This window comes from Hylemonella gracilis str. Niagara R (genome assembly GCF_000600295.1).
Taxonomy (GTDB): Bacteria; Pseudomonadota; Gammaproteobacteria; order Burkholderiales; family Burkholderiaceae_C; genus Hylemonella; species Hylemonella gracilis_A.
On sequence record NZ_JEMG01000001.1, the window covers coordinates 125,786 to 138,611 of the forward strand.

General features: G+C 63.9%; 18 protein-coding genes. 1 reads left to right on the forward strand and 17 read right to left on the reverse strand.

All coding sequences use genetic code 11. The features are described from left to right. Window positions 1–31: 31 nt before the first annotated feature. From AZ34_RS00625 to AZ34_RS00645, 5 genes are read right to left on the reverse strand one after another with little or no spacing between them, the layout of a single operon-like run. Complete coding sequence (locus AZ34_RS00625) at window positions 32–1,210, reverse strand: ABC transporter substrate-binding protein (protein WP_081767017.1); 1,179 nt, start codon at window positions 1,208–1,210, stop codon at window positions 32–34. 21 nt (window positions 1,211–1,231) lie between these two features. After that, complete coding sequence (locus tag AZ34_RS00630) at window positions 1,232–2,485, reverse strand: NAD(P)/FAD-dependent oxidoreductase (RefSeq protein ID WP_035603662.1); 1,254 nt, start codon at window positions 2,483–2,485, stop codon at window positions 1,232–1,234. Further along, a complete protein-coding gene (locus AZ34_RS00635) occupies window positions 2,485–2,808 on the reverse strand; it encodes a 2Fe-2S iron-sulfur cluster-binding protein (RefSeq protein WP_035603664.1) in 324 nt (107 codons plus the stop codon). The genes AZ34_RS00630 and AZ34_RS00635 overlap by 1 nt, the downstream gene beginning before the upstream one ends. 22 nt (window positions 2,809–2,830) lie before the next feature. Further along, window positions 2,831–4,270 carry a glutamine synthetase family protein gene (locus AZ34_RS00640; protein ID WP_035603667.1) on the reverse strand — a complete coding sequence of 480 codons (1,440 nt, stop codon included), beginning with the start codon at window positions 4,268–4,270 and terminating at the stop codon, window positions 2,831–2,833. 12 nt (window positions 4,271–4,282) lie between these two features. Beyond that, window positions 4,283–5,605: an aromatic ring-hydroxylating dioxygenase subunit alpha gene (locus AZ34_RS00645; protein ID WP_035603669.1), complete on the reverse strand. Its 1,323-nt coding sequence runs from the start codon at window positions 5,603–5,605 to the stop codon at window positions 4,283–4,285. A 270-nt stretch (window positions 5,606–5,875) separates the two neighbouring features. Here AZ34_RS00645 and AZ34_RS00650 point away from each other — a divergent pair, with 270 nt between their 5' ends. Then, the gene (locus tag AZ34_RS00650; protein ID WP_035603671.1) at window positions 5,876–6,610 is read left to right on the forward strand and encodes a GntR family transcriptional regulator; all 735 of its coding nucleotides are present in this window, start codon (window positions 5,876–5,878) and stop codon (window positions 6,608–6,610) included. A 93-nt stretch (window positions 6,611–6,703) separates the two neighbouring features. On the opposite strand, the gene AZ34_RS00655 is transcribed toward AZ34_RS00650, so the two are convergent. The 12 genes from AZ34_RS00655 to rpsJ all read right to left on the reverse strand — a co-directional run bounded on the left by AZ34_RS00655 (window position 6,704) and on the right by rpsJ (window position 12,755). Next, a complete protein-coding gene (locus tag AZ34_RS00655; protein ID WP_035603674.1) occupies window positions 6,704–7,210 on the reverse strand; it encodes a peroxiredoxin in 507 nt (168 codons plus the stop codon). A gap of 138 nt (window positions 7,211–7,348) precedes the next feature. Further along, entirely contained in the window at window positions 7,349–7,618 is a 270-nt protein-coding gene (gene rpsQ / locus AZ34_RS00660) for a 30S ribosomal protein S17 (RefSeq protein WP_035603675.1), read from the reverse strand. Window positions 7,619–7,627: 9 nt separating this feature from the next. After that, a complete protein-coding gene (rpmC, locus tag AZ34_RS00665) occupies window positions 7,628–7,825 on the reverse strand; it encodes a 50S ribosomal protein L29 (protein ID WP_035603679.1) in 198 nt (65 codons plus the stop codon). A 14-nt stretch (window positions 7,826–7,839) separates the two neighbouring features. After that, window positions 7,840–8,256 (reverse strand): 50S ribosomal protein L16, encoded by a 417-nt coding sequence (gene rplP / locus AZ34_RS00670; RefSeq protein ID WP_035603682.1) that lies wholly within the window; start codon window positions 8,254–8,256, stop codon window positions 7,840–7,842. A gap of 2 nt (window positions 8,257–8,258) precedes the next feature. Next, complete coding sequence (gene rpsC, locus AZ34_RS00675; protein WP_035603685.1) at window positions 8,259–9,149, reverse strand: 30S ribosomal protein S3; 891 nt, start codon at window positions 9,147–9,149, stop codon at window positions 8,259–8,261. 15 nt (window positions 9,150–9,164) lie between these two features. Continuing rightward, window positions 9,165–9,494: a 50S ribosomal protein L22 gene (rplV, locus tag AZ34_RS00680; RefSeq protein WP_006296713.1), complete on the reverse strand. Its 330-nt coding sequence runs from the start codon at window positions 9,492–9,494 to the stop codon at window positions 9,165–9,167. Window positions 9,495–9,506: 12 nt separating this feature from the next. Further along, window positions 9,507–9,785: a 30S ribosomal protein S19 gene (rpsS, locus tag AZ34_RS00685; protein ID WP_006296712.1), complete on the reverse strand. Its 279-nt coding sequence runs from the start codon at window positions 9,783–9,785 to the stop codon at window positions 9,507–9,509. 10 nt (window positions 9,786–9,795) lie between these two features. Continuing rightward, complete coding sequence (rplB, locus tag AZ34_RS00690; protein WP_035603688.1) at window positions 9,796–10,620, reverse strand: 50S ribosomal protein L2; 825 nt, start codon at window positions 10,618–10,620, stop codon at window positions 9,796–9,798. A gap of 2 nt (window positions 10,621–10,622) precedes the next feature. Then, window positions 10,623–10,940 (reverse strand): 50S ribosomal protein L23, encoded by a 318-nt coding sequence (gene rplW / locus AZ34_RS00695; protein ID WP_006296710.1) that lies wholly within the window; start codon window positions 10,938–10,940, stop codon window positions 10,623–10,625. Next, entirely contained in the window at window positions 10,937–11,557 is a 621-nt protein-coding gene (gene rplD / locus AZ34_RS00700; RefSeq protein WP_035603691.1) for a 50S ribosomal protein L4, read from the reverse strand. Before rplD ends, rplW begins: the two co-directional genes overlap by 4 nt. Further along, window positions 11,557–12,231, reverse strand: coding sequence for a 50S ribosomal protein L3 (gene rplC, locus AZ34_RS00705; RefSeq protein WP_035603694.1), 675 nt, complete (start codon window positions 12,229–12,231; stop codon window positions 11,557–11,559). Before rplC ends, rplD begins: the two co-directional genes overlap by 1 nt. Before the next feature lie 209 nt (window positions 12,232–12,440). Continuing rightward, complete coding sequence (rpsJ, locus tag AZ34_RS00710) at window positions 12,441–12,755, reverse strand: 30S ribosomal protein S10 (RefSeq protein WP_006296707.1); 315 nt, start codon at window positions 12,753–12,755, stop codon at window positions 12,441–12,443. Between the last annotated feature and the right edge of the window lie 71 nt (window positions 12,756–12,826).

Here is a 12,826-nt window from a genome sequence, read left to right on the forward strand (position 1 = left end):
CGCAGGATACAGCGGCGCGACGCCGCCGGAATTACTTGGCTTCCTTGGCTGGATCTTTCACGCGGTCGAACTTGTCGAACTCCACGTTCACCAGCTTGCCACCGACCTTCTCGGTCTTGCGGATGTAGACCGTCTGCACGATGTCGCGCGTGGCCGCGTCGATCTCGATGGGACCGCGCGGGCTCTCGAACTGCAGGCCCTTGAGTGCTTCCATCACCTTGTCGCCGGTCACGTCGCCGCCAGTCTTCTTGAGCGCCTGGTCGATCGCGGCCATGGCATCGTAGGCCGTCACGGCGAAGTAACTCGGGCGCATGCCGGTGCCGAACTGGGCCTCGAAGTCCTTGACGAACTTCTGGTTCTTGGCCGAAGGATGCGCATAGGAATAGTGGTGGCTGGTGATCAGGCCCAAGGCCACGTCGCCAGTCGCGTCCAGGTAGCTGTCGTCGGTGGCCTCGCCGGTGGCGAAAAGCTTGATGCCGGCGGCGTCCATGCCACGCTCCTTCCAGACCTTGAGGAAGGCCGGCGGCATCACGCCCGAGGGAAAGAAGAAGAACACGGACTGCGGCTTGGCGTCCTTGATGCGTTGCACATAGGCTGAGAAATCGGGGTTGCTCATGGGCGTGCGCAGCTCGCCCACGACCTTGCCACCACCCTGTTCGAAGGCCTTCTTGAACGCGGTCAGCGAATCAACACCCGGGGCATAGTCCGCCACCACCACATAGGATTCCTTGATGCCTTGCTTGAGCATCCAGCGCGCCATCGGATCAGAGACCTGTTGCACCGTGAAGGACAGCCGCGCCACATAGGGCGAGCTGCTCGTGATCGCCGAGGACGAGGCGTTCATGACGACCACCGGCACCTTGGCCTGGGCGGCGACGGCACCGACGGCATAGGCATTGGGGCTGAAGTCCAGGCCCGTGAGGATCTGCACCTTGTCGCGCACGATCAGTTCCTGGGCGATGCGCTTGGACGCGTCGGGGTTGGCGCCCCCGGTGTCTTTCTTGATGACTTCCACCGGGCGGCCGGCGATCTTGCCGCCATGCTCCTTGAGGTAGAGCGCGACGCCGGCATCGAACTGACGACCGTAATCGGCATACGGACCGGAGTAGGTACCGATCAGGCCGATCTTGAGGGCGTCCTGCGCCTGCGCGACGGTGCCCAAGGTGGCCAGCGCAATGGCCGCCAGCAGGGTGCGTTTGGAGAGGTTCATCGTGGTGCTCCGTGGAAAAGATCAGCCCGCAGGCCGAGGGGGGGTGGAAAAGGACTTCAGATCGACCGAAGGATCGGCCAGCAGCTCGGGCGCGATGCGCGCGCCCACGGCGATCAGCTTGCGCGCCAGCATGTGCTCGGCCGGGCGGTTCACCGTGTGTGCGGCGCGCACCGCGCCGTCACGCAGGTAGAACAGGGTGTATTTGTCACTGGCCATGTCACCGCGCAACACGGTCTGGTCGCCCGCAGCGGGCAGGCCTGCCATCTGGAACTTCAGCTCATGCTGTTCGCTCCAGAACCAGGGCACGGCGTCCAGGGGCTGCGGGCGGTCGACCAGCAGGGTCGCCGCGGCGCGGGCACCGTCGTTCGCGGCCTGGATCGACTCCAGGCGCACGCGCTGCGGGCCACCGGGCACGGCCGGCAATGCCATGTTGGCGACGTCGCCGATGGCCAGCACCTTCGGCGCACTGGTACGGCCCAAAGCGTCGACCAGGACGCCGTTGTCGCAGGCGATGCCGGCCTGCTCGGCCAGTTCGCTGTTGGGCTGGACCCCGATGCCCAGCACCACCAGATCGCAATCGATGCACCGGCCATCGGTCAGCTCTACCGCTTCGACCCGACCCTGCTGACCATGCAGGGCACGCACGCCGCAGCCCAGTTCCAGCGTGACACCGCGTTGGCGGTGCGCCGCAGCCACGTAGTCGGACATGGATGCCGGAAAGGTACGCGCCAGCAGGCGCGGTTGACTCTCGACCACGGTCACGGCGGCACCGGCGCTGCGCAAGGCCGCGGCCACTTCCAGGCCGATGAAGCCCCCACCGATCACGCAAGCCTGTGAGCTGCCGCCCAGCGCGGCGGCCACGGCCAGCGCGTCGTCCAGCGTGCGCAACTGGTGCACGCCTTGCAGGTCGGCGCCGGGCATGGGCAGCGCCCGGCAACGCGCCCCGGTGGCCAGGGCCAGCCAGCCAAAGGCCAGTGTGCTGCCATCGGCCAGGCTCAGGCGTCGCGCCGCCAGGTCCAGCCCCGTGACGCGCGTGCCCAGGCGCAGGTCTATGCCTTGCTCGCGGTAGAAATCGGGGCCGCGCAATGCAAGCTGGTCCACGGCGGTCTTGCCGGTGAGCAACCCCTTGGACAGCGGGGGGCGCTGGTAAGGAATGTGCGGTTCGTCGCCCAGCAGCACGATGGGCGCATCGAAGCCCTGCTCGCGCGCGGCCGCGGCGAGCTGGGTGCCGGCGTGGGAAGCGCCGACGATGAGCAGGGGCTCGACGGAAGCCATCAGACCTGGGTCTCCGGCACGCGCACGGTCAGGCCGTCGAGTTCGGCGGTCACGGTGATCTGGCAACTCAGGCGGCTGTTGGGCGCACGCGCGCTGGCGGTGCCATCGAGCAGCTCGTCTTCCATCTCGTCGGGTGGCGTCAGCCGGGGCAGGTCCGCCGTTTCGACGTAGACATGGCAGGTGGCGCAGGAGCAGCTGCCGCCGCATTCGGCATCGATGCCGCGGATGTTGTGGCGGATGGCGGTCTCCATCACGCTGGCGCCGGGCTTGGCCTCGACGCTGCGCGTCGCGCCGTCCTTCAGGATGTAGTGGATGGTGGGCATGGAATTCGGTGTCCGCACAGGCTCAGAACATGTCGAAGTATTCGCGCTGTTCCCAGTCGCTCACCTCGAGGTTGAAACGCGCGATCTCGGCCTGCTTGATGTGGCAGTAATAGTCGACGAAACCCTGGCCGAATTGCGTGCACAGCCAACGGTCCGCCTGCAAGGCCTTGAGCGCATCGCCCAGGGTGCGCGGCAGTTGCTCGGCCGGCGTTTCGTAGGGCGCGTCGGCCGACGGGCCGGGGTCCAGACGCTCGGCCATGCCGTGCAGACCAGAGTAGAGCTGAGAGGCCAGGTACAGGTAGGGATTGGCCGTGGGTTCGCCGATGCGGTTCTCGATGCGCGAGGCGCTGTCACCCACCGCGCCCAGCACTCGCAGCATGGCGCCGCGGTTGTCCTGGGCCCAGATCGCGCGGTCTGGCGCCAGGGAGAAGGGCCTGTAGCGGCGATACCCATTGAGCGTGGGGCTGGCCAGAGCGGCACTGCCGCAGGCATGGACCTTGAGGCCGGCGAGGTAGTGCAAGCCCAGCGGACTGAGGCTGGCGCCGTCCTGCTCGGGCACGAAGACGTTGCGGCCGTCGGCCTGGTGGCAAAGGGACTGGTGCAGATGCCAGCCGCTGGACATCACGTTCGGAATACGCGGGCGGCACATGAAGGTGGCATGGTAGCCATGCCGGCGGCAGATCTGCTTGATCGCGCTGCGCAGCAGCACCATGGTGTCGGCGGGTTGCATGTCCCGCGTCGGGCCGAACACCAGCTCGAACTGGCTCGGGCCGAATTCGATCTCCAGCGATTGCAGGGGCAGGCCCAGGGCCATCAACTGGCTGCGCAGCAGTTCCATCAGCGGATCGACGCTGTCGTAGCGCAGCTCGGTCAGGTACTGATGGCCATGTGTCAGCAAGGACACGCGTGGAGGCTCACCTGGCTGACCCGAATCGGCAAGACGCATGGCTTGCTCGTCGAGTTTGAAGACATGGAACTCCACTTCCAGGCCGGCGACGAAGCTCAGGCCTTGCGCATGGACCTGCTCCACCGCGCGCTGGAGGATACGACGCGTGTCGAAGGGACAACGCTGGCCATCCTTCATGTAGGCGTCGCACAGCACCCAGGCGGTGCGCGGTGCCCAGGGCAGCATGCGGTAGGTGGTCGGGTCGGGCACGATGACGAAGTCGGCTCCGCCCTGCAGACCGGGGATGTCGAAGCCGCCACCACTGGTGAACACCGGGAACACCGTGCGGTGCGAGGTGTCCTTGGCCAGCAAGGTGGTGGTCAGGTTCACACCGCGCTTGAAGGCACCGCGCGCGGCCTCGGCCACCAGAGTCTTGCCGCGCAACACGCCGTGCTGGTCGGCCCAGGCGAAGCGGACCACGTCCACCTCGCTGGCGTCGAGCCGGGCCATCAGTTCCTGGGCCTGGGTCTGCTGATCAGCGGACCAAAGGCCGAAACGCTGGATGAAATCGCTCATGGGCCAGGGACCTCAGGCCTGCAGGCGCGCGCGCGCCCAGTCGCAGCTCAGGCGTCGCGCCCGGTCGGCCTGCTCGCAGTAGCCGTCAACGGCGTCAGCGGGGGCCACACCGTCGATCGATGGCGGACCGGTCAGCGTGCTGGCCTGGGCCGCGTCCGGACGCACCGGCACCGGCGCACCCGCCTGCGCAGCTTCGATGGCCTGCACCAGCATGCGGCGGTAGGCCACGATACCCTTGTCGGTCGTGCCCAGGTGCTCGCGCGTGCGGTCCTGGATCGTGCCCATGGACTCGCAGGCCCATTGGTCGTGCACATTGATGTCCATGCCCATGCCGGTGTACGTCTTGGTGGCCTGCTCCTCGGCGTTGTAGCCGTATTCGTTGCGCTTGTTCTTGCGCGAGACGTAGTCGGGCAGCTCGATGGTTTGCAGCCTTTGCTCCCGCATCTGCTTCTTATCGACGGGTTTGGTGAAGCTGGTGAAGATGGCATACCAGTAGCAGCGATGGTCATCGACCGGGACATGCCACTGAGAGATCGTCATTTCGGTGCTCATCGGGATCACGAAGGCCTGCGGGAACACCACATTGGTGACGCGCACATGCGTCTGTTCCTCGCTGAGTTTGCGCAGCGTGGTCAGGCGCATGCCGAAGGGTGCGGGCTGCACCTGGATGTCCGGGCGGTCATACTCGCGCAGCACCTTGGTGATGGCCAGGTCAGAGTCAGCCGAGGCGCCGCGGAACTGCTTGCCGTAGCTCTCGGCGGTGTCTTCGTCTTCGTAGAAGCGGTGCAGGAAGGACGCGTGAGCCGGGTCCATGCCGACTTCCAGCGCCTGCAGCCAGTTGCACTCCCACAGGCCCTTGAATGCAAAAGTGTGGCTGTCGGGCGCGACGAAGCAGTCGAATTCCGGAAAGGCCGGGGGCTCGCCTTCGCCCAGGTAGGCGAAGATCACACCGCTCTTTTCCACGACCGGGTAGGCGCCCTGCCGGATGCGCGTGCACAGCTTGCTGCCCACGGGTTCGGCCGGGGTTTCCAGGCACTGACCCGTGGCATCGAACAGCCAGCCATGGAAGGCGCAGCGCAGCCCGCCGTCCTCGAGCCGACCGTAAGCCAGGTCCGCACCGCGATGGGGACAATCGCGGTCCAGCAGGCCAAGGCGGTCGCTTTCGTCTCGGAACAACACGTAGTGCTGACCCATGAGCTGCAGCGGCTTGAGCGGACGGGGCCCTTTCAATTCCTCGGACAAGGCCACGGGCTGCCAGTAGCGGCGCAACAGGGTCCCGGCGGGCGTCCCAGCACCGACCAGGGTCATGAAATCATTTTGTTCTGCACTGATCATTCAAAGGCTCCAATTTGGCATGCCGTTGCATGCAACTGAATTCATTATTTCTGCTTACCAAGGATTTCACCAAGGAAATTTGCCGAGATTTCTCAAAAATCCTGGTAAACACGGAGATAAATTGCCTATATTTTCAGCAATTTGCCGGTGCACTTCTATGGATTTAGCTAATCCCCGATCAATGCATGCATTATTTAGGCCAGTTTGATATCTTGGTATGCCAAATTTGCTGCTGTTAAGATTCCTGACCTTCATGCATACAGCCGGCACATGGACTCTCAACAATCGCGGGTATTGGTTCAGCTGCGGGACATGATCCTCAAGGGTGAGTTTGGCCCGGGCGAACGTCTGGCGGAGATTCCGCTGGCCGAGCGGCTGGGCGCTTCCCGCACCCCCGTTCGCCTGGCACTGGGCAGCCTGGAGCACGAGGGCTTGATTGAGCCCTCGCCCGGCGGGGGCTACCAGATGCGGCGGTTCACCTTGCGCGAGATCTCTGACGCCATCCGGGTCCGGGGCTTGATCGAAGGCTGCGCAGCCCGGCTGCTGGCGGAAGAAGGCGCTACCCGCCCCCTGCTCAGAGCGCTGCACGACTGCCTCGCTGCGGGGGACAAAGCCGTCTACAAGGCGCGCATGGACCTGGACGACTATGCCGCCTACGTCGAAATGAACGACACCTTCCATCGCCTCATCATGGACGGCTGCGGCAATGCCGCGCTCAAGCGGACGATGGAGTCACTCATGGGCCAGCCCTTCGCCGCTCCCAGCGCGATGCTACCGATGCAATCCTCCATGGAAGAGGGGCATCAATGGATGCAGCAGGCGCATCGCCAGCACCATGCGCTTGTTCAGGCCATCGAGCGCGGCCAAGGCTCTAGAGCCCAGGCCCTGGGCGAAGAGCATGTGGAGATTGCCCGCATGAATCTCGACTATGCCTCGGAGCGGCCGGAGCTGGCCGCCAACCTCATGCCCGGACTGAAACTGGTCGGCGTGCATTCCGGCAAGTGACGCCGTGGCCACGCCGCCCGGAGCCGCGCATGAAAAAAGCCATCGACCCGCGATGGCTTTTTTGTGGGCTTGCGCCTTGCGCTGCTCCGCGCTTCAGCCCTTGGCCTGGGCCAGCAGGGTCGCCGCGTCGCTGACTTCGAACTTGCCCGGCGCCTCGACGTTGAGCGACTGCACCTTGCCGTCCTTGATCAGCATGGAGTAACGGTTGCTGCGTAGACCCATGCCGCGCGCGGTCAGGTCGAGCGTAAGGCCCGTGGCCTTGGCGAATTCAGCACTGCCGTCGGCCAGCATGCGCACCTTGCCATTGGTTTTCTGGTCACGCGCCCAGGCACCCATGACAAAGGGATCGTTCACCGCCAGGCACCAGATCTCGTCCACACCCGCAGCCTTGAACGCCGCGTGATGCTCGACATACCCCGGCACATGCTTGGCCGAGCAAGTGGGCGTGAAGGCGCCCGGCACGGCGAACAAGGCGATGGTCTTGCCCGCGAGGGCCTGGGCAACCGGCACCGGATTGGGTCCGATGCTGCATCCATTGCCTTCGACTTCGGAATATTCCGACAGAGTGACGTCCGGCAGGCTGTCTCCAACTTTGATCATGTCGCGCTCCTGGTTGCGTATGAATGAGGGATGAATACATCAAGAACTTGGTCTTTGCCGACCGCAGCGCAGGTCATGCAAAAAGCAAAACGGCCCACCATTGTGAGCCGTTCTGCAAGTCCGAGTCGGAGCCGAGGCTTAAACCGCCACGGCCTTTTCGACCAGGCGGGTCGCAACCCAGTTCTTGGTCTTGGACAGCGGACGGCTCTCGGTGATCTCGATCACGTCACCCAGCTTGTACTCGCCGTTTTCGTCATGGGCGTGGTACTTGCTGGAACGGATCACGATCTTGTCGTAAATCGGGTGCTTCACCCGACGCTCGATCAGCACAGTCACGGTCTTGGCGCGCTTGTCGCTGACGACCTTGCCAACGAGGGTGCGCTTGAGGGATTTCTTGGCTTCCGTCATGGTCACTCCTTAGTTGGCCGCTTGCTTTTCGGCAAGAATCGTCTTGGCGCGCGCAACGGCACGGCGCGTCAGACGCAGTTGCGCCGTGTTGTTGAGCTGTTGCGTGGCCTTTTGCATGCGCATGTTGAAGTGGGCCTTTTGCAGGGACTTCACTTCGGTTTGCAGGGCGGCCACGTCCTTCTGGCGCAGATCAGCAGATTTCGTCATGTCGATGCTCCTGATTACTGGCCGATCATGCGGCTGACAAAGGTGGTGCGCAGCGGCAGCTTGGCAGCGGCCAGCAGGAAGGCTTCGCGCGCGAGTTCCTCGGGCACGCCGACGATCTCGAACACGATCTTGCCCGGCTGGATTTCAGCCACGTAGTACTCCGGGTTGCCCTTACCGTTACCCATACGCACTTCAGCAGGCTTCTGGGAAATGGGTTTGTCTGGGAACACACGGATCCAGATCCGACCGCCACGCTTGACGTGGCGCGAAATGGCGCGGCGTGCCGCCTCAATCTGGCGAGCCGTGAGGCGGCCGCGTTCGACGCACTTGAGGCCGAAGTCGCCAAAGGCCACGGAACTGCCACGGGTGGCAAGACCCGTGTTACGGCCCTTTTGCTCCTTGCGGTATTTTCTGCGAGCAGGTTGCAGCATCTTTATTCTCCTTGAGCACCGTCAGCAGATGCGGCTGGCGCGGCTTTGCGGACGCGCTTAACGGCGGTTTTCGGGGCGGCGGCGTCTGCGGCCTCCGCGGGTTTGTCACTTCCATCGGCGGGAGCGGCGTTCGTGCCAGCGGGACGACGCGCGCCCCCACGGGCCGGACGGTCGGCGCCCGGACGGCCAGCGCCATCGCGGCGCGGACCACGCGGACGACGCTCTTCCTCGGCGCGCGGCTCGGCGGCGGCGGGCTGGTCGTTGCGGCCCAGGTTGTCGCCCTTGTACACCCACACCTTGACGCCGATGACACCATAGGTGGTCTTGGCCTCGGACGTACCGTAATCGATGTCCGCACGCAGGGTATGCAGCGGCACGCGACCTTCTCGGTACCACTCGGTGCGAGCGATTTCGATGCCGTTGAGACGACCGGCGGACATGATCTTGATGCCCTGGGCGCCCAGGCGCATCGCGTTCTGCATGGCGCGCTTCATCGCGCGGCGGAACATGATGCGCTTCTCGAGCTGCTGGGTGATGCTGTCGGCGATCAGCTTGGCATCGATTTCGGGCTTGCGCACTTCCTCGATGTTCACGGCCACCGGCACACCCAGCTGCTTGCCCAGGTCGCGCTTCAGGTTCTCGATGTCCTCGCCCTTCTTGCCGATCACGACGCCCGGACGAGCCGAGAAGATCGTGATGCGGGCGTTCTTGGCGGGGCGCTCGATCAGCACGCGAGAAACGGAGGCGTTCTTCAGCTTGGTCTTGAGGTACTCGCGCACCTTGATGTCTTCAGCCAGCATGCCGGCGAAGTCACGGTTGCTGGCGTACCAGCGCGAGGCCCAGTTGCGGCTCACCGCAAGGCGGAAACCGGTCGGGTTGATTTTCTGTCCCATATCCTCAGACCTCGATTAGTTGCCGACCGTCACGTACACATGGCACGTCGGTTTGCTGATGCGGTTGCCACGGCCCTTGGCTCGGGCGGTGAAACGCTTGAGCGTGGTGCCCTGCTCGACGTAGATGGTCTTGACCTTCAGCTCGTCGATGTCGGCGCCGTCGTTGTGCTCGGCGTTGGCGATGGCGGACTCCAGCACCTTGCGGATGATCAGGGCTGCCTTCTTCTGCGTGAACTGCAGGATGTTGAGCGCCTGGTCGACCTTCTTGCCGCGGATCAGATCCGCGACCAGACGACCCTTGTCCACGGAGAGGCGGACGCCACGGAGGCTTGCACGGGTTTCCATGTTGGCTACTCCTTACTTCTTCTGGACTTTTTTGTCCGCGGGGTGGCCCTTGAAGGTGCGAGTCAGCGCGAACTCACCCAGCTTGTGGCCCACCATTTGGTCGGTGATGTAGACCGGCACGTGCTGCTTGCCGTTGTGCACGGCGATGGTCAGACCGATGAAATCGGGCAGAACCATGGAGCGGCGCGACCAGGTCTTGATCGGCTTCTTGTCCTTGACGGCCACGGCTTTTTCAACCTTGGCCAGCAGGTGATGGTCAACAAACGGACCCTTTTTGAGAGAGCGAGTCATTTGCTACCTCTTACTTCTTGCGACGCGACACGATAAAGGTCTGCGTGCGCTTGTTGTTGCGGGTGCGGTAGCCCTTCGTGAGGTTGCCCCACGGGTCCACCGGATGACGGCCTTCGCCAGTCTTGCCCTCGCCACCACCGTGCGGGTGGTCGACCGGGTTCATCACGACGCCGCGCACGGTCGGGCGAATGCCCATCCAGCGCTTGACACCAGCCTTGCCGAATTGGCGCAGACTGTGCTCTTCGTTCGCGACCTGGCCAATCGTGGCGCGGCACTCGATGTGAATCTTGCGGACTTCGCCCGAGCGCATGCGCACCTGGGCGTAGGTGCCTTCACGCGCCAGCAGCGTGGCCGAGGCGCCGGCGGAACGCACGACTTGCGCGCCCTTGCCGACCTGCAGCTCGATGCAGTGGATGATGGAGCCCACGGGAATGTTGCGGATCGGCAGGGTGTTGCCCACGCGAATCGGCGCTTCGGCACCGTTCAGGATGGTCGAACCGACTTCCAGGCCACGCGGCGCGATGATGTAACGACGCTCGCCGTCGGCATAGCACACCAAAGCCAGGTGGGCCGAGCGGTTCGGGTCATATTCAATGCGCTCGACCTTGGCCGGAATTCCGTCCTTGTCGCGCTTGAAGTCCACCACGCGGTAGTGGTGCTTGTGGCCACCGCCCTTGTGACGGGTGGTGATGTGGCCATTGTTGTTACGACCCGACTTTTGGAATTGCGGTTCCAGCAGCGGCGCGTACCCCTCACCCTTGTACAGGTGATCACGCGAGACCTTCACCACGGCACGTTGGCCGGGGGAGGTCGGTTTCATCTTGATGACAGCCATGATTACGCGGCCTCCCCGGACAGGTTCAGCTCTTGACCGGGCTTCAGCATGACGTAGGCCTTGCGCACGTTGTCGCGACGGCCCACGGACTTGCCGTAGCGCTTGGTCTTGCCTTTGGTGTTGACCACGGAAACGCCCTTGACTTCGACCTTGAACAGCAGCTCGACGGCCGCCTTGATCTCGGGCTTGGTGGCGTTTTGCAGGACTTTGAACGTCACCGCATTGCTTTTCTCGGCGACCATCGTGGCCTTTTCAGACACGATCGGCGCGATCAGCACTTGCATCAGGCGACCTTCATCGAATTGGATGGCGGCGCTCATGCGTACATCTCCTTGAGTTGTTCCACGGCCGCCTTGGTCACCAGCACCTTGCGGTAGTGGACCAGCGACAGCGGATCGGCATAACGCGGCTCGACCACCAGCACATTGGCCAAGTTGCGCGAGGCCAGGTACAGGTTCTCGTCGACCTCGTCGGCGATGACGAGCACGGAGTCGAGCTTCATGGCCTTGAACTTGGCGGCCAGCGCCTTGGTCTTGGGCGAATCCACCTTGAGCGACTCGACCACGGCCAGACGGCCTTCGCGGGCAAGCTGCGAGAAGATGGACGCCATGCCGGCGCGGTACATCTTCTTGTTGACCTTCTGGCTGAAGTTTTCTTCCGGCGAGTTAGGGAAGATGCGGCCGCCCCCACGCCACAGGGGCGAGGACGTCATACCGGCGCGGGCGTTGCCCGTACCCTTTTGCTTGAACGGCTTCTTGGTCGAGTGCTTGACCGTGGCGCGATCCTTCTGGGCGCGCGTGCCCTGGCGGGCATTGGCCTGGAAGGCCACGACGATCTGGTGGACCAGCGCTTCGTTGTATTCACGACCGAACACGGTGTCCGGCGCTTCCAGCTTGGAGGCGGCCTGGCCCTGTTCGTTCAGGAGTTCGAGCTGCATCAGTTCGCTCCCTTCTTGGCTTGGACTTTCACGGCGGGGCGGACGGTCACGAAACCGCCGGCGGAGCCGGGAACTGCGCCCTTGATCAGCAACAGCTGACGGGCTTCGTCGATGCGGATCACGTCAAGGTTCTGGGTGGTGACGGTTTCGTCGCCCATGTGGCCCGTCATGCGCTTGCCCGGGAACACGCGACCCGGATCCTGGGCCATCGAGATGGAACCCGGAACGTTGTGCGAACGGCTGTTACCGTGGGACGCGCGCTGCGAACTGAAGTTATGACGCTTGATCGTGCCGGCGTAGCCCTTGCCGATGGAGGTGCCTTGCACATCCACCTTCTGGCCCACGGCGAAGATCTCGGTCACGGGCAGCTTGGCGCCGGCCTGGTACTTGGCGGCGGTGTCTGCGGCGACGCGGAATTCCTGGATGATTTCACCGGCTTCCACACCCGCCTTGGCGAGGTGGCCGGCTTGAGGCTTGGTCACGCGCGAAGCACGGCGCGAACCAAACGTCACCTGCAGGGCGACGTAGCCATCATTGTCCTGGGTCTTGACCTGGGTCACGCGGTTGTCGGACACATCGACCACCGTGACGGGCACTGCATCGCCGTCATCGGTGAACAGACGCATCATGCCCACCTTGCGCCCCAGCAACCCCAATCGATTGCTCGAACTCATTTTGACTCCTTTGCTCTCACCGTCGCCGCTTCAATTGGCTTCGACGTTTGCTTGGGATTCGCGGACCAGACCCGCGAGCAAGCGTGAAAGAGGGTTGATAAAACTCGGCCCAAAATAGGCCGAGCCAGGCATTCTAGCCGGATTCGCGGAAAACCGCAAATCCAGGCCAGATCACCATTCTTCAGCCGAGCGAACCCGGCATCAGCCGCTTACTGCAGCTTGATTTCGACATCCACGCCAGCGGCGAGGTCCAGCTTCATCAGCGCGTCCACCGTCTTGTCGGTCGGGTCCACGATGTCCATCAGGCGCTGGTGCGTGCGGATCTCAAACTGGTCGCGGCTGGTCTTGTTGACGTGCGGGGAACGCAGGATGTCGAAACGCTTCATGCGCGTGGGCAGCGGGACCGGGCCCTTGACGATGGCGCCGGTGCGCTTGGCGGTGTCCACGATCTCGGCGGCCGACTGGTCGATCAGCTTGTAGTCGAACGCCTTGAGGCGGATGCGGATTTTCTGCTTGGTAGCCATGTGTGCTCCTGGTCAGGATCGAGTCCGGGCAGTGTGTCTCGTTGAGAACGTCTGCCCGGCCAGGCCCCAAA